A 22375-nucleotide genomic window follows, 5' to 3' on the forward strand; every position below is an offset into this window, starting at 1 on the left:
GTCCGGCGGTCCCTCACCCGGGTCCGGCGGGCGGGGTTTAGGGTGGCCACGGTAAGACACTCGCGGGAGCCCGGACGCAGCGGGCTGAGAGGGAGGCTGGAGCGGCCTCCGACCGTACGAACCTGATCCGGGTCATGCCGGCGAAGGGAGGGGCTGGACGCCCATGCGTTCTTCTCATCACGAGGGCCGGTGCGCCCGGGACGGGGGGCCGTACGACGTCCTCGTCGTCGGGGGCGGAATCATCGGCCTGGTGACCGCCTGGCGGACCGCGCAGCGCGGACTGCGCACCGCGGTCGCCGATCCCGATCCGGGCGGCGGGGCCGCCCGCGTGGCCGCCGGGATGCTGGCCGCCGTCACCGAACTCCACTACGGCGAGGAGCTGTTGCTGGGGCTGAATCTCGCCTCGGCCGCCCGCTACCCGGCGTTCGTGGCGGAGCTGGAGGAGGCGAGCGGCCGGGACACGGGCTTTCGCGCCTGTGGCACGCTCGCCGTCGCGCTGGACTCCGACGACCGGGCCCATCTGCGGGAGCTGCACGCCCTGCAACGGCGTTCGGGCCTGGAGTCGGAGTGGCTGACGGGCCGCGAGTGCCGCCGCCTGGAGCCGATGCTCGCGCCGGGCGTGCGCGGCGGGCTGCGGGTCGACGGCGATCACCAGATCGATCCGCGCCGGCTGGCCGCCGCGCTGCTGACCGCGTGCGAGCGGGCCGGGGTGGTCTTCCACCGGGCCCGGGCGGAGCGTCTGACGGTGGTGCGCGACCGGGCCACTGGAATCGTGCTCGCCGGGGGCCCGGAGCTGGCCGCCGACCAGGTCGTGCTCGCCGCGGGGAGTCTCAGCGGCCGGCTGCCGGGCCTGCCGGACGCGGTCGCGCCACCGGTCCGGCCGGTGAAGGGGCAGGTGCTGCGGCTGACCGTGCCCGCCCGGTACGCGCCCTTCCTCTCCCGGACGGTCCGGGCCGTGGTCCGGGGCGGCCCCCTCTATCTCGTACCGCGCGAGAACGGCGAACTGGTCGTCGGCGCCACCAGCGAGGAGATGGGCTGGGACACCACCGTCACCGCGGGCGGCGTCTACGAGCTGCTGCGGGACGCCCACGAGCTGGTGCCCGGCATCACGGAGCTGCCGCTCGTCGAGACCCGGGCCGGTCTGCGCCCCGGCTCCCCCGACAACGCCCCGCTGCTGGGCCCCACCGCGCTGCCCGGCCTCCATCTCGCGACCGGCCACCATCGCAACGGGGTGCTGCTCACGCCCGTCACCGGAGACGTCATGGCGGCGTCGCTGGCCGACGGAGAGCTGCCCGAGGTGGCCCGCCCCTTCACCCCGTACCGCTTCTCGCCCGCCGTCGACTCCGTACGTCAGGAGCAGCCCGCATGACCGAGCCCGCGCCCTCCCCCGCTTCCGGTTCCGTGCCCCTCGCCGACTCCGCGCCCGTCCCCTCCCCCTCCCCCGCCTCCGTGTCCGTGTCCGTGAACGGGGAGGTCCGGCTCCTCGCCGCGGGCACCGCCCTGGACGCGCTGGTCGCCGGGCTGACCTCGGCCCGCTCCGGTGTCGCGGCGGCCGTCAACGAGAGCGTCGTGCCGCGCGGGCAGTGGTCCGCCACGGCGCTGCGCGACGGGGACCGGGTCGAGATCCTGACCGCGGTCCAGGGAGGCTGACCGTGTCCGACGACCTCTTCGCCCTCGGGGACACCACGTTCGGCTCCCGGCTGATCATGGGCACGGGCGGGGCGCCCAGCCTCGATGTGCTGGAACGCTCCCTCGTCGCCTCCGGCACCGAGCTGACCACCGTCGCGATGCGCCGCCTCGACCCGGCCGTGCAGGGCTCGGTGCTCTCCGTCCTGCGACGGCTCTCCATCCGCGTCCTGCCGAACACGGCGGGCTGCTTCACCGCGGGCGAGGCCGTGCTGACCGCCCGGCTGGCCCGCGAGGCCCTCGGCACCGACTGGGTCAAGCTGGAGGTGGTGGCCGACGAGCGGACCCTGCTGCCCGACCCGGTCGAGCTGCTGGACGCCGCGGAGACCCTGGTGGACGACGGTTTCACCGTGCTGCCGTACACCAACGACGACCCGGTGCTGGCCCGCCGCCTCCAGGACGTGGGCTGCGCGGCGGTGATGCCGCTCGGCTCCCCCATCGGCTCCGGTCTCGGCATCCGCAATCCGCACAACTTCCAGCTGATCGTCGAGCAGGCGCGGGTGCCGGTGATCCTCGACGCGGGCGCCGGGACCGCCTCGGACGCGGCGCTGGCGATGGAGCTGGGGTGCGCGGCGGTGATGCTGGCCTCCGCCGTGACCCGGGCCCAGGAGCCCGAGCTGATGGCCGCCGCGATGCGGCACGCGGTGGCGGGCGGACGGCTGGCGTACCGGGCGGGCCGGATCCCGCGCCGGCACTTCGCCGAGGCGTCGTCGCCGGTGGCGGGGCGCGCGGTGCTGGACCCCGAGCGCCCGGCCTTCTGACCGGGGCGGCCGGACGTCCCGGCGGGCACCGGGCGGAGCGTGTCGCCGTCACGGCTCGGCTGCGGTTCGGCCCCGGGGCCGTCCGGGCCGTCGGACGTGTCCGCCGCGGCTCGTAGACTCGCATCCGTGGATACGACCCTCCAGGACCCGCTCGTCGGGCAGCTGCTCGACGGCCGCTACCGCGTCGATGCCCGCATCGCCGTGGGTGGCATGGCCACGGTCTACCGGGCCGTGGACACCCGGCTCGACCGGGTGCTCGCTCTCAAGGTGATGCACCCGGCACTCGCCACCGACGCGTCCTTCGTGGAGCGGTTCATACGCGAGGCCAAGTCCGTGGCCCGGCTCGCGCACCCGAATGTGGTCGGGGTCTTCGACCAGGGCGCCCAGGGCCAGTACGTCTACCTCGCGATGGAGTACGTCCCGGGCTGCACGCTGCGCGACGTGCTGCGCGACCGCGGCGCCCTCCAGCCGAGGGCCGCGCTGGACATCCTGGAGCCGGTGCTCGCCGCGCTCGGCGCCGCGCACCGGGCGGGCTTCGTGCACCGCGACATGAAGCCGGAGAACGTCCTGATAGGGGACGACGGCCGGGTCAAGGTCGCCGACTTCGGTCTGGTGCGGGCGGTGGGGTCCGTCACCAGCACCACCGGATCGGTGCTCGGGACCGTCTCGTACCTCGCCCCCGAGCAGATCGAACACGGCACGGCGGACACCCGTACCGACGTGTACGCCTGTGGTGTGGTCCTGTACGAGATGCTGACCGGCGCCAAGCCGTACGTCGGGGACACCCCGGCCCAGGTCATCTACCAGCATCTCAACGAGGACGTCCCGCCTCCGTCGGCCCTCGTCCCGGACCTCCCGGTCGCGCTCGACGACCTGGTGGCGAGCGCGACCGCGCGCAACCCCCAGGTCCGCCCGTCCGACGCGGTGGCCCTGCTCGCCGAGACCCGCGAGGCCCGTTCCGCACTCACCGACGCCCAGCTGGACGCCGTACCGCCGCAGGCCCGCGCCGGGGAGCGCGACGCCACCGAGGACCGCACGAGCGTGATCCCGCGGCTGCTCCCGGACGACCGGGGAGTCACCCATCGCACCAGCCGGCTGGAGATGCCGCCGCGGGAGCCCTCCGGGAGCGCGCCGCGAGCACCGCGCTCCTGGGGAGGCGTCCGGGCCCCGCGGCGCTCCGTCATGACCGCGGTACTCGCCGTCCTGCTGACCCTGGGCATCGGCACGGGTGTCTGGTACATCAACTCCGGCCAGTTCACACGGGTGCCCTCGCTGCTCGGCCAGACCGAGCAGACCGCCCGGGAACGGCTCTCGGACTCCGGTCTGGACCTCAAGGGCGTCGAGCGGGCCTACAGCGACACCGTGGCACGCGGCAAGGTCGTCGACAGCGACCCCGCGTCCGGCGCCCGCATCCGCAGGAACGACGGGGTGCGGCTGATCGTCTCGAGCGGCCCCGAGATCGTGAAGGTGCCCGACGTCCACGGCCTCGCCGTCGCCGAGGCCCGGCGCGAGCTGAAGAAGGCCGGGCTGGAGCCCGGCATGGTCACCAAGGAGTTCAGCGACGACACGGGCCGGGGCGACGTGATCCGGACCGACCCCGAGGTGGGCACCGAGCGGCATCCGGACTCCGCGGTCGCCCTCGTCGTGAGCAAGGGCGCCCCGGTCGACGTCCCCGACGTCACGGGCCTGTCCGTCAAGGACGCCACGGACGCGCTGGACGAGTACGGGCTGAAGGCCCGCGTGCTGCCCGGCCGGATCAACGCTCCCGAGGTCTCCGGCGACATCGCCCGCCAGTCACCGGCACAGGGCGCCCGGGTCGCCGAGGGCGACACCATCACGCTCACGGTCTCCAAGGGGCCGCGGATGATCACCGTCCCGGACGTCACCGGGAAGGACGTCGACGCCGCCAAGCGCGAACTGGAGGGCGCGGGGTTCGACGTGAAGGTCGACCGCCCCTTCCTCTCCTTCAGCGACACGATCGCGAGCCAGTCCGTCGAGGGCGGCGAACGGGCCCCCGAGGGCAGCACCATCACCATCAGGACCAAGGGGCTCTAGATCCACATGCGCAACCCAGTCGGCGGTCACGTCCCCGTGGCCGGCGGTCTCGCCAAGGTCGGCCTGCCCTACGCCCGGGAGATGGGGGCGGAGGCGGTGCAGGTCTTCGTCGCCAATCCGCGCGGCTGGGCGACGCCCGCGGGCAACCCCGCCGAGGACGAGCGGTTCCGCGCCGAGTGCGCCACCGCGTCCGTACCGGCGTACGTCCACGCCCCGTATCTGATCAACTTCGGCTCGCACACCGAGGCCACCGTGGAGAGGTCGGTGGACTCGCTGCGCCATTCGCTGCGCCGGGCCCGCGAGATCGGCGCGCTGGGCGTCGTGGTGCACACCGGGTCGGCGACCGGCGGCCGGCCGCGCGAACGGGCCCTCGCCCAGGTGCGTGCGCACCTGCGGCCGCTGCTGGACGAACTGACGCACGACGACGACCCGTACCTGCTGCTGGAGTCCACGGCCGGTCAGGGGTCCTCGCTCTGCTCACGGACCTGGGACTTCGGCCCGTACTTCGAGGCGCTCGACTCCCACCCCAGGCTCGGCGTGTGCCTCGACACGTGCCACGTCCACGCGGCGGGCCACGACCTGTCGGGTCCGGAGGGCATGCGGCAGACCCTGGACCTGCTGGTCGAGACCGTCGGTGCGGGCCGGCTGAAACTGATCCACGCCAATGACTCCAAGGAGGCAGCGGGAGCCCACAAGGACCGGCACGCGAACATCGGCGCCGGGCACATCGGCGAGGAGCCGTTCCGGGAGCTGTTCTCCCATCCGGCCACCGCGGGCGTGCCGTTGATCATCGAGACACCGGGCGGAAAGGACGGCCACGCGGCGGACGTGGCCCGGCTGAAGGGGCTGCGCGACCAGGAGTAGTCCTCGTACCCTTCCTCGGATTCCCCATCGGGAATACCCCACGGGGGTATACGGTTCCTGCTGTCGAAGGAGCCGTCATCCGGCATTGGGGGATCGCCATGCAGCACGACACGAAGAGCGGGCAGCACGGGCACGACCCGCACGCCGAGCACTCGGATCAGGCCGCCCACGGCGCCCACACCAGCCACTCGGGCCACATCAGCCATGAAGACCACACCGGTCACCATGACCATGTCGGCCACGAAGGCCATGCCGACCACGGGAGCCACGCCGGTCACGGCGGCCACACCGGTCACGGCAGCCACGCTCCCGGAAAGGTCGGCTGGGCCATGGCGGCCCGGGCCACCCTGCACTGCCTCACCGGATGCGCCATCGGCGAGATCCTCGGCATGGTGATCGGCACCGCGCTCGGCTGGGGCAACATGCGGACGATGGTGCTCGCGATCGTCCTGGCCTTCTTCTTCGGCTACACGCTGACGCTGCGCTCCATCCGCAAGGCCGGTGTCGACTTCCGCACCGCCCTCCGGGTCGCCCTCGCAGCGGACACGCTCTCGATCGCGGTGATGGAGCTGATCGACAACGGCGTGATCGCGCTGTGGCCGGGCGCCATGGACGCGACGCTCTCCGACGCGCTGTTCTGGGGGGCGCTCGCGCTCTCGCTCGCCGTGGCCTTCGTCGCCACCACGCCGGTCAACAAGTGGATGATCGGCCGGGGCAAGGGCCACGCGGTGGTGCACCAGTACCACCACTGACGGCGGACCGGGCGCGTCCGTCGCCCATCGGGTCAGAGCTCGGGGCCGTCCCCGGGCTCTTCCTGGTAGGAGTAGCGCTGCTCGCGCCACGGGTCGCCGATGTTGTGGTAGCCGCGCTCCTCCCAGAAGCCGCGGCGGTCCGCCGTCATGTACTCGACGCCGCGGACCCACTTGGGCCCCTTCCAGGCGTAGAGGTGCGGCACGATGAGCCGGAGCGGGAAGCCGTGCTCGGCGGTGAGCAGCTCACCGCCCTTGTGGGTGGCGAAGATCGTTCGGTCCGAGGCGAAGTCGGAGAGCCTCAGGTTCGAGCTGAAGCCGTACTCGGCCCAGACCATCACGTGCGTGACGTTCGGCGCGGGCGGCGCGAGTTCCAGAACCGTACGGGCGAGGACCCCGCCCCATTCGGCGCCGAGCATGCTGTATTTCGTGACGCAGTGCAGGTCGGCGACGACCGAGGAGTACGGCAGCGCCGAGAACTCCTGATGGTTCCAGCAGTGCTTCGCGCCGTCCGCGGTGGCGCCGAAGACGCGGAACTCCCAGCGGTCCGGCTTGAACTTGGGCACCGGCCCGTAGTGGGTGACCGGCCAGCCGCGCTGGAGTCGCTGTCCCGGCGGAAGCTCCGACTGCTCTGACGCGCGGTTTTCCCGGCTTTCCGGCTGACCCATGCCTCCATGGTGACAGACAGACAGGGGTGGTTCCGACCAGGGTGTAGATAATTCCGGCAAATCCCACTAAGCGTGTACTTACTGGACGATCAACGAGCACGGTGCGAGGATTCGGCCAACTTGCCGTATTCGTTGGCATTCACTGTCATTCACCGGTATTGGCCGGCACCCACCGGCCGGAAGGAGCCTCCGATGCAGGGCGATCCCGAGGTCCTTGAGTTCCTGAACGAGCAGCTGACCGCCGAACTGACCGCGATCAACCAGTACTTCCTTCATTCCAAGATGCAGGAGCACGCCGGCTGGCTGAAGCTCGCGAAGTACACCCGCGCCGAGTCGTTCGACGAGATGCGGCACGCCGAGATCCTCACGCACCGGATCCTCTACCTCGACGGACTGCCCAACTACCAGCGACTGTTCCACGTGAGGGTGGGGCAGACCGTCACCGAGATGTTCCAGGCCGACCTCCAGATCGAGGTGGAGGCGATCGACCGCCTGCGGCGCGGGATCGACCTGATGCGCGGGAAGGACGACATCACGTCGGCGAACATCTTCGAGGCGATCCTCGCCGACGAGGAGCACCATGTCGACTACCTCGAAGCCCAGTTGGAGCTCGTCGAGAAGCTCGGCGAACCGCTCTACATCGCGCAGCAGATCGAGCAGCCGCACGACGAGGGACACAGCGGCGAGACGGGCCTCAAGGGGTACGGAGGGCACTAGGGCGCATTTCGGAATCGGCGCCGTCGCCCGAAGGGCGGGGCCCGCGGCGTCCGGTGCGGTGCGTCGCAAGGCGAAGGGTCGCCCTCCTGCGGGGGCGTACGTGGACGATCCCGACAACGTGGCGAGGCGCCGTGCCAGGCGTCGCGGGCCGGACGGCACCCTCGATGCACACCCTGGCCGCGCTCCGAAAGCGCCGGAGCCGGGCGAAAGGGGTCAGGCCGCCTCGGGGAGCCGGGCAGGCCGTACGGCACCCGGGGCGACCACCGGGGCGAGGGCGTCGGCATCGCCCCCGGTGGCGTCGGAGTCGGCGCCGGGCGTCCGCTTCCGCTCGAGCAGCTCACGGCGCGGGCAGCTGCCGCGACCCAGGACGGCCTGGATGGCGCGGACGCAGCCGCCGCAGTCCGTGCCCGCCTTGCAGACGGAGGCGATCTTCCGGGGGGTGCAGGCTCCGGCTTCCGCATGCTCCTTGACCTGCTGCTCCGTAACGCCGAAGCACGAGCAGACGTACATGCGGTTCACCTCCCGACGGGTTCGGTCCTTGACTGCCAGACCGTCCCCCTACCCGGTGAGGCAAACCTAACCTTACCCCGTGCGCAAGGTGCCCGGAACCTTCGAAAGCCCTGTGGGGCACGGATCACAGCGATCCGTGCCCCACAGTCGTACGCCTGTCACCTGCGGTGACGCGGTGCCGCCTACTGGTCGCGGTACATCTCGGCGACCAGGAACGCCAGGTCGAGGGACTGGCTCCGGTTGAGGCGGGGGTCACAGGCCGTCTCGTAGCGCTGGTGCAGGTCGTCCACGAAGATCTCGTGCCCGCCGCCGACGCACTCGGTGACGTCGTCGCCGGTGAGCTCCACGTGGATGCCGCCCGGGTGCGTGCCGAGGCCCTTGTGCACCTCGAAGAAGCCCTTGACCTCGTCCAGGACGTCGTCGAAGCGGCGGGTCTTGTGGCCGGAGGCCGCTTCGAAGGTGTTGCCGTGCATCGGGTCGGTCACCCACGCCACGGTGGCGCCGGACGCGGTGACCTTCTCCACCAGCTCGGGGAGCTTGTCGCGGACCTTGTCCGCGCCCATGCGGACGATGAAGGTCAGCCGGCCCGGCTCCCGGTCGGGGTCGAGGCGCTCGACGTACCGCAGCGCCTCCTCGGCCGTCGTGGTCGGACCGAGCTTGATGCCGATCGGGTTGCGGATCTGCGCGGCGAACTCGATGTGCGCGTGGTCCAGCTGCCGGGTGCGCTCGCCGATCCAGACCATGTGGCCGGAGGTGTCGTACAGACGGCCGGTGCGCGAGTCGACACGGGTCAGGGCCGACTCGTAGTCCAGCAGCAGGCCCTCGTGCGAGGCGTAGAACTCGACGGCCTTGAACTCCGCCGGGTCCGTGCCGCACGCCTTCATGAAGTTCAGCGCGTTGTCGATCTCGCGGGCGAGCGCCTCGTAGCGCTGGCCCGACGGCGACGACTTCACGAAGTCCTGGTTCCAGGCGTGCACCTGGCGCAGGTCGGCGTAGCCACCGGTGGTGAAGGCACGCACCAGGTTCAGCGTGGAGGCGGACGCGTGGTACATCTGCTTCAGCCGCTGCGGGTCCGGGACCCGGGCCTCCTCGGTGAAGGCGAAGCCGTTCACCGAGTCGCCGCGGTAGGTCGGCAGGGTGACGCCGTCGCGGGTCTCGGTGGGCTTGGAGCGCGGCTTGGAGTACTGGCCGGCGATCCGGCCCACCTTGACGACCGGCACGGACGCCGCGTAGGTGAGGACGGCGCTCATCTGGAGCAGCGTCTTCAGCTTGGCCCGGATGTGATCGGCCGACACGGCGTCGAACGCCTCGGCGCAGTCACCACCCTGGAGCAGGAACGCCTCGCCCTTGGCGACGGCTGCCATGCGGGCGCGCAGCTGGTCGCACTCGCCCGCGAACACGAGCGGCGGATACGACGCGAGTTCCGCGAGTACATCGCGCAGAGCCTCGGCATCGGGGTACTCGGGCTGCTGCGCCGCGGGAAGGTCTCGCCAGGTGTTGCCACCGGCGACGGGGGTATTGGCGTTCACGGTCACACCGACAACATTACGGGGTCCGGCGCCGCGTCCATCCGAAAGCTCAATAGATGAGACGCGCGCTCGGATGACCCACCCCGCGGCCCACCCGCCCGCCGGGGCCGCTGCCTGTCCGTCGGAGGATCCGCCCACGCCTTCCCGGGCGGATCCTCCGACGGGGATCGCGCCGGTTTCCGTTGGGGGATGCCCCGCCCATCCGCTAGGGTTCGGGGCATGTTCGCGCAGACGACCCAGAACTGGTGGTGGACCGCTCATCCGGCGGCTCACTGATCGATCGCGCGACAGACCACGCGAAGGCCGCCCGAGGGGCGGCCTTCTTCGCGTTCGGGAGCCGTTCCTCCTCATGGAAGGAACACCCGTGTCCCAGCCCCAGCCCCGCCCCCGCCGTGCCGGCTCCGTCGTCGAACGGCTGCTTGGTGACGACTGCCCGCCGTTCGCCCTGCTGCACCGGCGCACCCCCGGCCACGACCAGGACGTCGTCGAGGTCCTGATCGGCCCGGTGCGGGAGGTGGACCGGCTCGCCGACCTCCCGGTCGGGCCGCTGCCCTCCCTCGCCCTGGTGCCGTTCCGGCAGATCGCCGAGCGCGGCTTCGACGTGCGCGACGACGGCACGCCGCTGTCCGTGCTGGTCGCCGACGAGGTGCACGAACTGCCGCTCGCCGAGGTGCTGGAGCACCTGCCGGTGCGGGACGTGCCGGTCGTCGGCGGCGGCTTCGACGTCCCCGACGAGGAGTACGCGGAGATCGTCCGCAGGGTCGTCGAGGACGAGATCGGGCGGGGCGAGGGCGCGAACTTCGTCGTCCGGCGCACCGTCCGGGGCGAGATCCCCGGCTTCGGCCGGGCCGACGCGCTGGCCCTGTTCCGGCGGCTGCTGGCCGGTGAGCGGGGCGCGTACTGGACGTTCGTGGTGCACACCGCGAGCGGACGGGGGGCCGACGGGGCTTCCCCGGAAGGACGGGGAACGGCCGGGCGGACGCTGGTCGGGGCAAGCCCCGAGGTGCACGTGCGGATGTCCGGCGGGACGGTCGTGATGAATCCGATCAGCGGCACGTACCGCTACCCCGCCGAGGGACCGACCGCCGAGGGCCTGCTGGAGTTCCTCGCCGACCGCAAGGAGCGCGACGAGCTCTCCATGGTCGTCGACGAGGAGCTGAAGATGATGTGCACCGTGGGCGACATGGGCGGGGTGGTGGTCGGGCCCCGCCTCAAGGAGATGGCCCATCTCGCGCACACCGAGTACGAGCTGCGCGGACGCTCCTCGCTCGACGTGCGGGAGGTGTTGCGGGAGACCATGTTCGCGGCGACGGTCACCGGCTCGCCCGTGCAGAACGCCTGCCGGGTCATCGAGCGGTACGAGTCCGGCGGGCGCGGCTACTACGCGGGGGCGCTGGCCCTCCTGCGGCAGGAGCCGGGCGGGGCGCAGACCCTGGACTCGCCGATCCTGATCCGTACCGCCGACATCGCGGCCGACGGCCGGCTGCGGGTGCCGGTCGGGGCGACGCTGGTACGCCACTCGGATCCGGAGGGCGAGGTCGCCGAGACGCACGCGAAGGCGGCCGGGGTGCTCGCCGCGCTGGGGGTGCGGCCCGGCCGGCCCGGGGCAGGGGCGGCGGGCCCGGCGCGGCTGGCCGACGACCCGCGGGTGCGGGCGGCGCTGGACGCCCGGCGGGACGGGCTCGCCCCGTTCTGGCTGCGGATGCAGGAGCGGACCCATGAGGGGGCCGGCCGTGCGCTGGTGGTCGACGGGGAGGACACCTTCACCGCGATGCTGGCCCATCTGCTGCGCTCCTCGGGGCTTCAGGTGGCGGTGCACCGCTTCGACGAGCCGGGGCTGCGCGAGCGGGTGCGCGGCCACGCGGGTCCGCTCGTGCTGGGCCCCGGGCCCGGGAACCCCGGCGACACGGCCGATCCGAAGATGCGGCTGCTGCGCGGGCTCGCGGCGGAGCTGGTCCGCGACCACCGGCACGGGCTGCTGGGGGTCTGTCTGGGCCATGAGCTGATCGCGGCGGAGCTGGGGCTGGACATCGTCCGCAAGACCGTGCCCCATCAGGGCGCCCAGGTCCGGATCGACCTCTTCGGGCGGCCGGAGACGGTCGGCTTCTACAACAGCTTCACGGCGCGCTGCGACGAGGCGGCGGCCGTCGAGCTGGCGGCGCACGGCATCGAGTCGAGCGTGGACCCGGCGACCGGGGAACTGCACGCGCTGCGCGGACCGGGCTTTGCGTCGGTGCAGTTCCATCCGGAGTCGGTGCTGACGCTGCGCGGCACGGCGATCGTGGCGGAGCTGCTCGCGGGGCTGCCCGTCGGCGGCTGAGACGCGTCCGAGGAGCGGGACGGGCCCGGGGACCGGTGCGGCCCCCGGGCGTCAGCCCGCCGGGAGCGCCGGTACGAGGACGTTCTCGCTCCGGCGGCCGGCCAGGTGGTCGGCGATGTTGTGCACCGTGGTGTCGATGATCTGGGACACGGCGTCCCGGGTGTAGTACGCCTGGTGCGAGGTCACGACGACGTTGGGGAAGGTGACGAGCCGGGCGAGGGTGTCGTCGTCGATGCCCTCCAGGGACTTGTCGACGAAGAAGAGCCCGGCCTCCGCCTCGTACACGTCGAGTCCCACGCCCAGGAACCGGCCCGCGCGCAGCTCGGCGACCAGCGCGTCGGTGTCGACGAGACCGCCGCGGCTGGAGTTGACCAGGATCGCGTCGTCCTTCATCCGGGCCAGGGCCCGGGCGCCGATCAGGTGGTGGGTCGCGGGCATCAGCGGGACGTGCAGGCTGATCAGGTCGGACTCGGCGAGGAGCCGGTCCTTGTCGACGTACTCCATGCCGAGTGCGGTGCAGACGGGGTTCTCGGTGACGTCCCAGCCGAGCAGTCTCATGCCGAAGCCGTGGGCGATGCGGGTGAACGCCTCGCCGATCCGGCCCGTGCCGATCACCCCGGCCGTGCGCCCGTGCATGTCCCGGCCGAGGAGGCCGTCGAGCCGGAAGTCGAAGTCGCGGGTGCGGCCCGCGGCCCGGACGACGCGGCGGTTGACCGCCATCGCGAGGGTCCAGGCGAACTCCGCGACCGAGTACGGCGAGTAGTGGGAGACCCGGGCGACCCGCAGGGCGAGCCGTTCGGCGACGTCGAGATCGATGTTGTTGAAGCCGGTGGACCGCTGGGCGATCATCTGCGTGCCCCCGGCCGCGAGGGTCTGCAGGACGCGGCTGCCGAGGTCGGCGTTGACGCTGGTGGAGATGATCTCGTGGCCCGCCGCGATGGGGGCGGTGTCGGCGGTGAGGAAGACGTCCAGGCACCGGACCGCGTGCTGCCCGGCGAAGGCCCTGTCGAAGGCCCTCTCGATCAGCGGCTTCTCGTCGGACTGCACACCGAAGGCCAGGATTTCCACGACTGCTCCCGTTCGACGCGCGGACCGGGGACCGGGGCAGGGCAGGCGCCGGTCGTCGCGAATGTGCCGGTCATCGCGAATATACGGTCCCGGTCCCCGCCGCGCCGCTCGGAGGCCGCCGCCCGCCCGGCGGGCCCGGACGCGCTGGTGCCGCTCCCGGCACTAGGCTGCGACCGGAAAGGTATACCGGCTCGCGACGCCCGGCACGGCACCTCGCCGCGTTGTCGCATCACCCGAGTACGTCCAGTACGAGGGCGATCCTCCGCCTCGCGATGCACCGCACCGGACGCCGCGAGCTTCCCGGCAAACGTTTCCGGCCACAGCACTAGACGTCGTCGAGGCCGCGCTCGATCGCGTACCGCACGAGCTCCACGCGGTTGTGCAGCTGGAGCTTGCCCAGGGTGTTCTGGACGTGGTTCTGGACGGTGCGGTGCGAGATGACCAGACGCTCGGCGATCTGCTTGTACGAGAGCCCCTTGGCGACCAGCCGCAGAACCTCGGTCTCGCGCTCGGTGAGCCGCGGGGCCTTGGGCTCGTCGGCGGCGACGGGCGCGGGGTCGGAGGCGAGCCTGCGGTACTCGCCGAGGACCAGTCCGGCCAGGCCCGGGGTGAAGACGGGGTCGCCGGCCGCGGTGGACCGTACGGCCTCGGTCAGCTCCTGCGTACTGGCCGACTTGAGCAGATAGCCGGTGGCGCCGGACTTGACCGCCTCCAGCACGTCGGCGTGCTCGCCGCTCGCGGAGAGCACCAGCACCCGCAGCCCGGGCAGGGCGCCGACGAGTTCCTTGCAGACCTGTACGCCGGGCATGCCGGGCAGGTTGAGGTCGAGGACGAGGACGTCGGGCGTGACCGCCTTGGCCCTGCGGACGGCCTGCGGCCCGTCGCCCGCGGTCGCCACCACCTCGAAACCCGACTCGGACAGATCGCGGGCGACGGCGTCGCGCCACATCGGATGGTCGTCGACCACCATCACCGTGGTGGTCCGCTCCTCGGCGCTCCGGTCGCCCTGCGTGCTCATCCCGCTGATCCTGCCTTCCCCCGTGAAACCTTCGGAACCTTCAACTCCACCTCGGTGCCCTGACCGGGCACCGAGACCAACTCCGCCGTACCGCCCAGGTCACGCAGCCTGCCGCGGATCGACAGCGCGACCCCCATCCGTCCCTCCCCCTCCGCCTGGGCGAGCCGCCCCTCCGGAATGCCCGGCCCGTCGTCCCGGACCGTCACGACCACCTCGTCCGGCCAGTCCTCGACGAGAATCCACGCCTGGGCGTCCTCCCCCGCGTGCACCCTCACATTGTCCAGGGCGGCACCGACGGCGGCCGCCAGCTCCGCCGCGGTGGCGGGGGCGAGCAGCACCGGGGCCCCCGGCTCCGCGAAGGTGATCCGGGAGCCCGCGTGCGGGGCGAGCAGGGTGCGCAGGTCGCACGCGGCCGGGCCGGACGGTTCGTCGTCGACCTCCACGCTGCGGACCACCGCGCCCTCGGCTGCGTCCTCGGAGACCCGGGTGGCGGGCACCAGTCCGCTGGTGACCAGGGTGCGCAGGGCGATCTCCTGCTCCCCGGCCAGCCGGCCCAGCTCGGCCGCCTCGCCGCCCAGCGCGGTGCCGCGGCGCTGCACCATCGCCAGCACCTGGAGGACGCTGTCGTGGATGTCGCGGGCGAGCCGTTCCCGTTCCCGGGTGGCGGCCTCGATCTCCAGGGCGCGGGCGAGGGTGCGTTCACTGGCCCGGGCGACCTCGACGACGTACCCGATGGCGATGGAGGCGACCCAGACCAGCAGGACGTTGTGGAAGGTGTCCCGGCTGGGATCGCCGCGTTCGACGATGTTGACGACGGCGACGAGGGTCGAGGCGAACGCCGCCCAGCGCCAGCCGCCCTTGAGGGCGAAGGCCAGCACCGAACCCGCGGTCCAGATGGACGGCAGCGTGGGGCCGTCCACCGACTGGGCCTCGAAGTCGGCGAGCGGGGTGAGGAGGATGCCGGCGAGGGCGAGCGCCAGGTCCACGCCGAGGAAGCGCTTGGTACAGGCGACGGCGCCGGAGACCTTCGGGAGCGAGGCGAGCGTCCAGACCGCCAGCACGGTCAGGAAGACGACGGCGACCCACGGCCGGTCGTACCGCTCCCGGCCGAACACGGCGAGCAGCACCGCGTAGACCATCGTCAGCACGCGATAGGCCGTCAGGGCACGCCACAGCGGCTGCTCGACCGACATCCGTACGACGCGTTCGCGCCTGACCACTTCTTCCCCCTCGGACAGGACCGGCGCGCTGTGCGCCGAACCGTTCCGTCACCCCTGTGTTCCGGACTCTCCGCCCGCGCGCTTCTCCTCGGCGCGGCGCTTGGTCTCCTCCGCGCGGCGCTTGGTCTCCTCCGCGATCTGCCGCTTGGCGACGGTCGCGTAGATGTCGACGTACTCCTGCCCGGACAGCTTCATGATCTCGTACATCACCTCGTCGGTGACCGAGCGCAGGATGAAACGGTCCCCGTCCATGCCGTGGTAGCGGCTGAAGTCGAGCGGCTTGCCGATCCTGATCCCCGGGCGCATCAGCTTGGGCATCACCTTGCCGGGCGGCTGGATCTTCTCCGTGTCGATCATCGCGACGGGGATGACGGGGGCGCCGGTGGCCAGCGCGACCCGGGCGAGTCCGCCGGGCTTGCCCCGGTAGAGACGGCCGTCGGGCGACCGGGTGCCCTCCGGGTAGATGCCGAACAGCCCGCCGCTCTCGATGACTTCGATGCCCGCCCGGACGGCGGCCTCACCGGCGCCCCGGGCGCCCGAGCGGTCCACCGGGAGCTGGCCGACGCCCTTGAAGAAGGCGGCGGTGAGCTTCCCCTTCACGCCGGGCGTGGTGAAGTACTCGGACTTGGCGATGAAGGTGACCTTGCGGTCCAGGACGGCGGGCAGGAAGAACGAGTCGGAGAAGGACAGGTGGTTGCTCGCGAGGATCGCCGGCCCGTGCGCGGGGATGTTCTCCAGGCCCTCCACCCAGGGCCTGAAGGCGAGCTTCAGCCCGTTGCCGATGGAGAGCTTCATTGCGCCGTAGATCAACTCGGTGCCTCCTGTGTGCTGTCCGACAGACCTTAACCCGTGCGGGCGTCCCCGTTCCCGCCCGGACCGGGCGTTGCGGCGGACGGGGCCGGGACGGCCCTGGTCGGTGTCAGTCCGGTCGCGTACGGTGAAGCAATCCTCTGTACTTCCCTCTTTCCTTCCCCTTCAATTCTCGTTCCCCTTCGAGCTCTCGTCCCCTTCGAGCCTCACGAACAGGAGATCCCCGGTGCCGGTCCTGCCTGGAGCCGAGCCGTTCCGCCACGAGGGCGGAGAGGTCGGTGTCCTTCTCTGCCACGGATTTACCGGTTCCCCCCAGTCGCTGCGCCCCTGGGCCGACCATCTGGCGGAACGCGGCCTCACCGTCTCGCTCCCGTTGCTGCCCGGACACGGCACCCGCTGGGAGCACATGCAGGTCACCGGCTGGCAGGACTGGTACGCGGAGGTGGACCGGGAGTTGCGCGGGTTGCTGGAGCGGTGCGCCCGGGTCTTCGTCTGCGGCCTCTCCATGGGCGGCGCGCTGACGCTGCGGCTCGCGGCGAAGCACGGTGACGCGATCAGCGGGCTGGTGCTCGTCAATCCGGCGAACAAGGTGCACGGACTGTCGGCGTACGCGCTGCCGGTCGCCCGCCACCTGGTGCGGACGACGAAGGGCCTGGCGAACGACATCGCCAAGGAGGGCTCGCCGGAGCTGGGGTACGACCGCGTGCCGCTGCACGCGGCGCATTCGCTGCGGCAGTTCCTCCGCCTGGTCGACGCCGAGCTGCCCCAGGTCACGCAGCCGCTCCTGCTGCTGCACAGTCCGCAGGACCATGTGGTGCCGCCCGCCGACTCGGCCCGGATCCTCAGCCGGGTGTCGTCGACGGACGTCGAGGAGATCCTGCTGGAACAGAGCTACCACGTGGCGACGTTGGACCACGATGCGGAGCGGATCTTCGACGAGAGCCACAGGTTCATCGGCCGCCTCGCTCCGAGCGTCGGGAAGAAGGGGAGCGGGTCCGGTGGCTGAGCACGAGGCGGAGCGCACGGGAGGCGAGGACGGGCGCGAGTCCCTTCCCGCCGAGGGAACCGCACGGCCCGTGGAGGGCGTGGCTCCCGAGGCCGCGGACACGCCCGCGCCCGGGGACGGACGCCGGGGCGGGGACCGTACGGACGCGCGGGACGCGGGCCCGTCGTCGGCTCCGGCCCCGGCCGAGAAGGCGTCCGCCCACGCCGGCCCGCCGGACGGCCCCGGCCCGGGAGAGGGCCCGGACGACGGACGGCTCGACGAGAACGCTGCCTGGCAGGCGATCGTCGCGGGGTACGGCGAGGAGCCACCGGACCCGCCGGGTGCCAGGCCGTTCCGGTCGATCGAGGATCTCGCGGGGCTGGAGGACGACCGGTCGGCCGTGCTCGATCCGGACAAGGGGATCGGCAAGAAGGCCCCCGGGCCGCCGGAGCGCCCGCTCGGCAGCTCGGTCGTGTTCGCGCCCGGTGTCGGCGGACCGCGCGACTACGAGCTCGCGAAGCCCGGTGTCGGCGGACCGCGCGACTACGAGCTCGCGAAGCCCGGTGTCGGCGGACCGCGCGACTACGAGCTCGCGAAGCCCGAGGACGACGACCTCGACGACACGGACGAGGGGCACTTCGTGCCCCCGGAGCCGCCGCCGCTGCCGGAGGCCGACGTCACGGCGAAGTTCGCCTGGCTCGCGGTCGTCGGCGGTCCGGTGCTGATGCTGCTCGCGGTCCTGCTGCGGTGGGAGATCACCTGGTGGCTCGGCACGGTCTGCGTCGGCGGTTTCGTGGGCGGCTTCATCACGCTGGTGGCGCGGATGGGGGACGACGACGAGGACGAGGACGACCCGGGGCGCGGGGCGGTCGTCTGAGAGCCTGTCGGGTGACCGCCGGGGCGGGCGCCCGTCACCCGGGCGCTCCGCGTGCCCCGTTCCCCCGGCAACCGGGGGCGGGCGGCGGGATCAGGGCCTGAGCGCGGGCACCCGTAGCGCCGCCAGGACCGGCAGGTGGTCGGTGGCCGCCCGCAGGTCCGCGTCGGCGAGGCCCGGCAGCCCGGTGGGGACGCCGCAGCCGAGCACCTCGATCCCCTCCGTCGCGAAGACCGCGTCGATGCGCTGCCGGGGGTGGTCCGACGGCGAGGTGTTCTCGTCGCCCCACGGCCGTACCGCCCAGCAGTCCTGGAGCCGCCCGGCCAGCCGCCGGAACGCGGCCCCGCCCGGGGTCTCGTTGACGTCCCCGGCCGCGATGGCGTGCTCGACGCCCATCGCGTCCAGGCGTTCCAGCACCATCCCGGCCTGGGCCAGGCGTTCGTCGGAGCGCAGGCTCAGATGGAAGCTGAGCAGACCGATCCGGGTACCCGCGATCCGTACCACCGACGTGGCGAATCCTCTGCGGTGCAGACCGGGGGTCAGCGGCAGCAGGAGGTCCTCCGTGCGCTCCACGGCGGCCCGCAGCGAGCAGAGCAGCAGCGGCCCGGCCGCCGTGGCGCCGCCGCCGAGCACGACGAGGCCGGTACGGGCCGCGAGCCAGGCGGCGTGCTTGCGCCAGCGGAAGAAGCGCGGGGCCTCCTGGACGAGGACGAGGTCGGGGGCACAGGCGCCGATGACCCGGGCCAGTGCCTCGCGGTCGTCGCGCATCGACCGGACGTTGTAGCCGAGCACTCTGATGACCGCCGAACCGTCCGGCTCGGTGCGGGAGTCGGGCAGTGGCGTCGCAACCATGGGGCCCACGATACGGCGGACGCCCGTCGCGTCCCATGGGGCGCGACGGGCGTCCGGTTCCGTACGGTGGCGGCTCGGAGCCGCCGGGGAACTGACGGCCTCTCAGAGCCTGTCGGGTGACCTCTGCCCGGGCGGCCACGCCCTGGCACGCACGCTTCCGGCGTTGCCGGAATGCCCCCGTAGCGCCTTCCCCGAGCCCTCAAGGAGCAGGGGAGACCCCGTCCGAAGACCTCCCGGCGCCTTGGAATCGCACGCACCATGCCGCGTCCGCTTTCCGATCAAAGGCCATCCGGCAGGCTCTCAGCCCTGGCGGGCCAGGTCCGCCGCACCCACCAGCCCCGCCTTGCCGCCCAGTTGGGCCGCGAGCACCTGGGCGTGCGGGCGCCACTGGCTGCCGATCAGCCAGCGGCGGAACGACTTGCGGATCGGGTCGAGGACCAGTTCGCCCTCGTCCGAGACACCGCCGCCGATGATGAACGCGGACGGGTCGAAGAGCGAGGCGAGGTCGGCGAGTCCGGCACCGGCCCAGCGGGCCAGCTCGCGGAACGAGTCGATCGCCACCGGGTCGCCCTGCCGGGCGGCCTGGCTGATGTGCTTGCCCTCGATGCCGTCGATCGTGCCGTCGCCGAGCGACAGCAGGACCGCGGCGTTCTCGGGGGCGGCGTTGGCGCGCTGCCTGGCGTACCGGACGAGGGCGCGGCCGGAGGCGTACTGCTCCCAGCAGCCCTGGCTGCCGCAGCCGCAGAGCAGACCGTCCGGGACGACCCGGATGTGGCCGAACTCGGCGGCCACGCCGAAGCGTCCGCGGCGCAGCTTGTTGCCGATGATGATGCCGCCGCCGAGGCCGGTGCCGAGCGTGATGCAGATGACGTCGTCGTGGCCCTGGCCGGCGCCGAAGCGGTACTCGCCCCAGGCGGCGGCGTTGGCGTCGTTCTCGACGACGACGGGAAGGCCGACGCGCTGTTCGACCTTGTCCTTCAGCGGCTCGTGCCGCCAGTCGATGTTCGGTGCGAACAGGACGGTGGCGCGCTTGTCGTCGACGTACCCTGCGGCGCCGATGCCGACCGCGTCGATGCGGTGCCCCTCGCTCGCGCCGGACACCGCGTCCGCGATCGCGTCCACGATGCCGTCGGCCGTCGACGGGGTCGGCACCTTGAACGTCGAGAGGATGCGGCCCTCCTCGTCGACCACTCCAGCCGCGATCTTCGTGCCGCCGATGTCGACGCCGATGGTGAGTCCCATGAATCCCTCAGTTTCGGTCGAGCCCCGCTGGGGCCAACCGTACCCGAGCCGCGGGCCCTGACTTCCGCGCAGGTCAGTCCAGGTCGATGTGCTCGCCGCCGGAGGCTCCCCCGTCGCGCGGGTCGGTGGGGTCGTCGGACCGCTTCCCGGTGCCGGACCGGTCCCCCGCGTCCCTGGTCCAGCGGCGTTCCTGACCCTCCACGGCGGAGCGGTAGGCGGCGAGGAGCTCGCCGCCGGCCGCGGCGAGATGGTCGAAGACGTCCGGGTTGCGTTCGATGACGGGCTGGGCGGCGGACTTCGCCTGTTTGATGATCTGCTGCACGGTGCCCTGGGCCGCCGGGCCGAGCAGCGGCGTCGGGAGGGACGAGATCCGGTCGGCCACGGCGTCGATCAGCTTGCGCAGCTCCTCGGCGGCGGTTCCGGGGCCCGGGCCGTGGTGGGCGCGGCGGCGGGCCTTCTCCGCTTCGAGGTCCTCGGCGCAGGCCCGTGCCCACGCGTCGTCGTCGACGGGACGATCGGTGGCTTCGCTCATGGCGGACTCCTGCGACGTGGTTCGCCCGCGGTCGCGCCTGCGGGACCGTACGGGTACGTACTACCGACGTTACCCGAACGGTGGGGTGCCGTTCAGTCCGTACGGGGCCACAGTCCGGGGTCGGGGGTGAACCTGACCCGGAGCACCCCGTCGGTGAGGGCGGCGCCGGAGACGGTGCAGCGGCGCAGTCCGGACTCCAGGGGGATGATCCGGTGGAACGGGCCGACGGTGAGCAGCAGTTCGTCGCCGCGGCGCACCAGTTGCAGGTCGGACTTGACGGCCCCGGGCAGCGGCAGGCACCAGACGAGGACGGTGCCGCCGTCGGCCGGCGGGGCGCCCGTGGCCCGGGGGCCGGGCGGCGGGGTGCGTCCGTCGTCCGCGGCGCCCGGTTCCCCGGTCCGCCGGGGGTCCTCGATCCACCAGGGGTCGTCGGCCCGGCCGGGGGCCGGTTCGTCCGGTGCGGCGCACAGTCCGTCCCCCGCCCCGAAGCCGCCGGTGACCGCCCCGGCGGGCGCGGTGGAACGGGCAAGGCCGTCGAGGAGGGCGAGGTCGTCGAGGTTCCGGGGGTCGCGGCCGAGGTGGGGCACCTCGTACAGGGCCGTCGTGGGGCCCCATTCCTCGTACCAGTGGTCGACGGTCTTCTCCTGCCGCGCGGCGAGGTCCGCGAACCAGGGGTCGCCGGAGTGCCGGGGCAGGACCCGGTTCACGGCGAGGGCGTCGACGCGCAGCCCGTGCAGGGCGAGGCCGGTGCGCGCGCTGCGCAGGGCGTCCTCGGCGGCCGGTCCCGGTTCGGCGACCAGCCGGAGCGTGGTGGCGCGGTCCTCGATCAGGGCCTGGACGGCGGCCAGTTCGGCGTCCTTGCGGGCGGCGGCCTCGTACAGCCACTGGGCGGGCATGGGCACCCCGGCGAGCTGGGCGAGCATGGGGCGCAGGGCCCGGGCGGCCTGGCGTTCCGGGGGCAGCAGCCGGCGCAGATAGCGGCGCAGCTGTTCGGGGAGGGCGAGGACGGCGAGTGCTTCGCGCAGCGGCGGCAGGTCGACGACGAGGAGGTCGAAGCGGCCGTCCGACCAGTCGCCCTCGGCGGCGCGGCGCAGCGCGTGCAGCAGGGCGAGCTGGGGGCTGCCGGGGAGTTCGGTGAGTTCCTCGCCGTCCATCCGGTGCCCGCCGAGCAGGTCGAGCACGCCGGAGGCGCGGTCCTGGAGGGCGAGGAGTTCACCGCGGAAGTGCTCGCCGGAGTCGATGCGGGCGGACCGGAGGCCGTCGGCGACCTCGACGGGTTCCGTGCCGTCGGGGAAGCCGGGTATGGGGTCGGCGGAGAGCAGCAGGACGCGGCGGCCCCTGCGGGCGGTGGCCAGGGCGGTCGCCGCCGCGACGGTGGTACGGCCCGCGCCTCCGGGCCCGGTGACGAGAACCGTACGCACCTGGTCAGCCCTTCGGTACGGACTCGACGCGCTTCTTCAGGCCGGCCAGGGCCCGGTCGATGATGACCTTCTCGGCCTTGCGCTTGATCATGCCGAGCATCGGGATCTTGACGTCGACGGTCAGCCGGTAGGTGACCTCGGTGCGGTCGCCGTCGCCGAGCGGGGCGAGCGCGTAGGTGCCGTCGAGGGCGCGCAGCATCTGCGACTTGACGAGGGTCCAGCTGACCTCGCGGTCGCCGGTCCAGGTGTACGCGAGGGTGTGGTCGTCCTTGATCGCCCCGGCGTCGAGGACGAGGCGGACCTTCTCGGCACGGCCCCGGTCGTCGGTGGCGAGCACCTCCGCCTCCTTGACCTCGCCGGTCCACTCCGGGTAGCGGGCGAAGTCGGCGATCACTCCCATGACGTCGGCCGGTGCCGCCTCGATCGTGATCGTCGAGCTGGTGTGTTCAGCCATCGCCGTGGCTCCTCCAGTGCGGTGTGACCGGTGCGTCGGC

Annotated in this window: 23 protein-coding genes and 1 riboswitch; of the genes, 11 read left to right on the forward strand and 12 right to left on the reverse strand. The window is 72.7% G+C overall.

Annotated elements, in window-relative coordinates; genetic code table 11:
- Positions 1-52: 52 nt before the first annotated feature.
- A riboswitch (TPP riboswitch) is annotated at positions 53-166 on the forward strand.
- The 6 genes from thiO to AB0E67_RS07435 all read left to right on the forward strand — a co-directional run bounded on the left by thiO (position 164) and on the right by AB0E67_RS07435 (position 6118).
- Positions 164-1369 carry a glycine oxidase ThiO gene (gene thiO, locus AB0E67_RS07410; RefSeq protein ID WP_362022202.1) on the forward strand — a complete coding sequence of 402 codons (1206 nt, stop codon included), beginning with the start codon at positions 164-166 and terminating at the stop codon, positions 1367-1369. Its footprint overlaps the riboswitch before it by 3 nt.
- Positions 1366-1650 (forward strand): sulfur carrier protein ThiS, encoded by a 285-nt coding sequence (gene thiS / locus AB0E67_RS07415; protein ID WP_362022205.1) that lies wholly within the window; start codon positions 1366-1368, stop codon positions 1648-1650. The genes thiO and thiS overlap by 4 nt, the downstream gene beginning before the upstream one ends.
- A gap of 2 nt (positions 1651-1652) precedes the next feature.
- Entirely contained in the window at positions 1653-2447 is a 795-nt protein-coding gene (locus tag AB0E67_RS07420; RefSeq protein WP_362022208.1) for a thiazole synthase, read from the forward strand.
- Between the two features lie 126 nt (positions 2448-2573).
- Positions 2574-4502, forward strand: coding sequence for a Stk1 family PASTA domain-containing Ser/Thr kinase (gene pknB / locus AB0E67_RS07425; RefSeq protein ID WP_362022210.1), 1929 nt, complete (start codon positions 2574-2576; stop codon positions 4500-4502).
- Between the two features lie 6 nt (positions 4503-4508).
- Positions 4509-5366: a deoxyribonuclease IV gene (locus AB0E67_RS07430; protein WP_362022213.1), complete on the forward strand. Its 858-nt coding sequence runs from the start codon at positions 4509-4511 to the stop codon at positions 5364-5366.
- Positions 5367-5464: 98 nt separating this feature from the next.
- Positions 5465-6118: a DUF4396 domain-containing protein gene (locus tag AB0E67_RS07435; RefSeq protein ID WP_362022216.1), complete on the forward strand. Its 654-nt coding sequence runs from the start codon at positions 5465-5467 to the stop codon at positions 6116-6118.
- A 32-nt stretch (positions 6119-6150) separates the two neighbouring features.
- Here AB0E67_RS07435 and AB0E67_RS07440 read toward each other — a convergent pair whose 3' ends face one another.
- Positions 6151-6783 (reverse strand): sulfite oxidase-like oxidoreductase, encoded by a 633-nt coding sequence (locus tag AB0E67_RS07440; RefSeq protein ID WP_362022218.1) that lies wholly within the window; start codon positions 6781-6783, stop codon positions 6151-6153.
- A gap of 192 nt (positions 6784-6975) precedes the next feature.
- Between AB0E67_RS07440 and bfr the strand changes: the two genes are divergently transcribed.
- Positions 6976-7500, forward strand: a complete 525-nt coding sequence (bfr, locus tag AB0E67_RS07445; RefSeq protein WP_073788879.1) for a bacterioferritin — start codon at positions 6976-6978, stop codon at positions 7498-7500.
- A 213-nt stretch (positions 7501-7713) separates the two neighbouring features.
- Here bfr and AB0E67_RS07450 read toward each other — a convergent pair whose 3' ends face one another.
- Positions 7714-8010, reverse strand: coding sequence for a (2Fe-2S)-binding protein (locus AB0E67_RS07450; RefSeq protein ID WP_362022221.1), 297 nt, complete (start codon positions 8008-8010; stop codon positions 7714-7716).
- Between the two features lie 182 nt (positions 8011-8192).
- The gene (locus AB0E67_RS07455) at positions 8193-9539 is read right to left on the reverse strand and encodes a class II 3-deoxy-7-phosphoheptulonate synthase (protein ID WP_362023550.1); all 1347 of its coding nucleotides are present in this window, start codon (positions 9537-9539) and stop codon (positions 8193-8195) included.
- A 219-nt stretch (positions 9540-9758) separates the two neighbouring features.
- On the opposite strand from AB0E67_RS07455, the gene AB0E67_RS07460 reads away from it, so the two are divergent.
- Both AB0E67_RS07460 and AB0E67_RS07465 read left to right on the forward strand, forming a co-directional pair.
- Positions 9759-9815 (forward strand): trp operon leader peptide, encoded by a 57-nt coding sequence (locus AB0E67_RS07460; protein WP_078513512.1) that lies wholly within the window; start codon positions 9759-9761, stop codon positions 9813-9815.
- Positions 9816-9903: 88 nt separating this feature from the next.
- Complete coding sequence (locus AB0E67_RS07465; RefSeq protein ID WP_362022224.1) at positions 9904-11859, forward strand: anthranilate synthase family protein; 1956 nt, start codon at positions 9904-9906, stop codon at positions 11857-11859.
- Between the two features lie 51 nt (positions 11860-11910).
- Here the strand turns inward: AB0E67_RS07465 and AB0E67_RS07470 are convergent, their stop codons facing one another.
- The 4 genes from AB0E67_RS07470 to AB0E67_RS07485 form a co-directional block, all read right to left on the reverse strand.
- Positions 11911-12927, reverse strand: coding sequence for a 2-hydroxyacid dehydrogenase (locus tag AB0E67_RS07470; RefSeq protein WP_362022227.1), 1017 nt, complete (start codon positions 12925-12927; stop codon positions 11911-11913).
- Between the two features lie 325 nt (positions 12928-13252).
- The gene (locus AB0E67_RS07475) at positions 13253-13945 is read right to left on the reverse strand and encodes a response regulator transcription factor (protein WP_362022230.1); all 693 of its coding nucleotides are present in this window, start codon (positions 13943-13945) and stop codon (positions 13253-13255) included.
- Complete coding sequence (locus tag AB0E67_RS07480; RefSeq protein WP_362022232.1) at positions 13942-15165, reverse strand: DUF5931 domain-containing protein; 1224 nt, start codon at positions 15163-15165, stop codon at positions 13942-13944. The genes AB0E67_RS07475 and AB0E67_RS07480 overlap by 4 nt, the downstream gene beginning before the upstream one ends.
- A 48-nt stretch (positions 15166-15213) precedes the next feature.
- Positions 15214-15975: a lysophospholipid acyltransferase family protein gene (locus tag AB0E67_RS07485; RefSeq protein ID WP_362022234.1), complete on the reverse strand. Its 762-nt coding sequence runs from the start codon at positions 15973-15975 to the stop codon at positions 15214-15216.
- 226 nt (positions 15976-16201) lie between these two features.
- Here AB0E67_RS07485 and AB0E67_RS07490 point away from each other — a divergent pair, with 226 nt between their 5' ends.
- Both AB0E67_RS07490 and AB0E67_RS07495 read left to right on the forward strand, forming a co-directional pair.
- Positions 16202-16981, forward strand: a complete 780-nt coding sequence (locus AB0E67_RS07490) for an alpha/beta fold hydrolase (protein WP_362022236.1) — start codon at positions 16202-16204, stop codon at positions 16979-16981.
- A complete protein-coding gene (locus tag AB0E67_RS07495; RefSeq protein ID WP_362022238.1) occupies positions 16974-17837 on the forward strand; it encodes a hypothetical protein in 864 nt (287 codons plus the stop codon). Before AB0E67_RS07490 ends, AB0E67_RS07495 begins: the two co-directional genes overlap by 8 nt.
- A 90-nt stretch (positions 17838-17927) precedes the next feature.
- Here AB0E67_RS07495 and AB0E67_RS07500 read toward each other — a convergent pair whose 3' ends face one another.
- The 5 genes from AB0E67_RS07500 to AB0E67_RS07520 form a co-directional block, all read right to left on the reverse strand.
- Positions 17928-18686: an endonuclease/exonuclease/phosphatase family protein gene (locus AB0E67_RS07500; RefSeq protein ID WP_362022241.1), complete on the reverse strand. Its 759-nt coding sequence runs from the start codon at positions 18684-18686 to the stop codon at positions 17928-17930.
- 300 nt (positions 18687-18986) lie between these two features.
- Positions 18987-19928 carry an ROK family glucokinase gene (locus tag AB0E67_RS07505; RefSeq protein ID WP_362022244.1) on the reverse strand — a complete coding sequence of 314 codons (942 nt, stop codon included), beginning with the start codon at positions 19926-19928 and terminating at the stop codon, positions 18987-18989.
- Between the two features lie 73 nt (positions 19929-20001).
- Positions 20002-20460, reverse strand: coding sequence for a DUF5304 domain-containing protein (locus AB0E67_RS07510; RefSeq protein ID WP_362022247.1), 459 nt, complete (start codon positions 20458-20460; stop codon positions 20002-20004).
- A gap of 92 nt (positions 20461-20552) precedes the next feature.
- A complete protein-coding gene (locus tag AB0E67_RS07515) occupies positions 20553-21881 on the reverse strand; it encodes an ArsA-related P-loop ATPase (RefSeq protein ID WP_362022250.1) in 1329 nt (442 codons plus the stop codon).
- A 4-nt stretch (positions 21882-21885) separates the two neighbouring features.
- A complete protein-coding gene (locus AB0E67_RS07520) occupies positions 21886-22335 on the reverse strand; it encodes an SRPBCC family protein (RefSeq protein ID WP_073788906.1) in 450 nt (149 codons plus the stop codon).
- Positions 22336-22375 lie beyond the last annotated feature (40 nt).

This window comes from Streptomyces sp. NPDC032161 (assembly GCF_040636995.1).
Lineage (GTDB): Bacteria > Actinomycetota > Actinomycetes > Streptomycetales > Streptomycetaceae > Streptomyces.

Bases quoted from the DNA above. Each gene is read 5' to 3' on its own strand.
- thiO (WP_362022202.1), top strand. From the start codon at position 164: ATGCGTTCTTCTCATCACGAGGGCCGGTGCGCCCGGGACGGGGGGCCG.
- thiS (WP_362022205.1), top strand. From the start codon at position 1,366: ATGACCGAGCCCGCGCCCTCCCCCGCTTCCGGTTCCGTGCCCCTCGCC.
- AB0E67_RS07430 (WP_362022213.1), top strand. From the start codon at position 4,509: ATGCGCAACCCAGTCGGCGGTCACGTCCCCGTGGCCGGCGGTCTCGCC.
- AB0E67_RS07435 (WP_362022216.1), top strand. From the start codon at position 5,465: ATGCAGCACGACACGAAGAGCGGGCAGCACGGGCACGACCCGCACGCC.
- AB0E67_RS07440 (WP_362022218.1), bottom strand. From the start codon at position 6,783: ATGGGTCAGCCGGAAAGCCGGGAAAACCGCGCGTCAGAGCAGTCGGAG.
- bfr (WP_073788879.1), top strand. From the start codon at position 6,976: ATGCAGGGCGATCCCGAGGTCCTTGAGTTCCTGAACGAGCAGCTGACC.
- AB0E67_RS07450 (WP_362022221.1), bottom strand. From the start codon at position 8,010: ATGTACGTCTGCTCGTGCTTCGGCGTTACGGAGCAGCAGGTCAAGGAG.
- AB0E67_RS07475 (WP_362022230.1), bottom strand. From the start codon at position 13,945: ATGAGCACGCAGGGCGACCGGAGCGCCGAGGAGCGGACCACCACGGTG.
- AB0E67_RS07500 (WP_362022241.1), bottom strand. From the start codon at position 18,686: ATGGTTGCGACGCCACTGCCCGACTCCCGCACCGAGCCGGACGGTTCG.
- AB0E67_RS07505 (WP_362022244.1), bottom strand. From the start codon at position 19,928: ATGGGACTCACCATCGGCGTCGACATCGGCGGCACGAAGATCGCGGCT.
- AB0E67_RS07510 (WP_362022247.1), bottom strand. From the start codon at position 20,460: ATGAGCGAAGCCACCGATCGTCCCGTCGACGACGACGCGTGGGCACGG.
- AB0E67_RS07520 (WP_073788906.1), bottom strand. From the start codon at position 22,335: ATGGCTGAACACACCAGCTCGACGATCACGATCGAGGCGGCACCGGCC.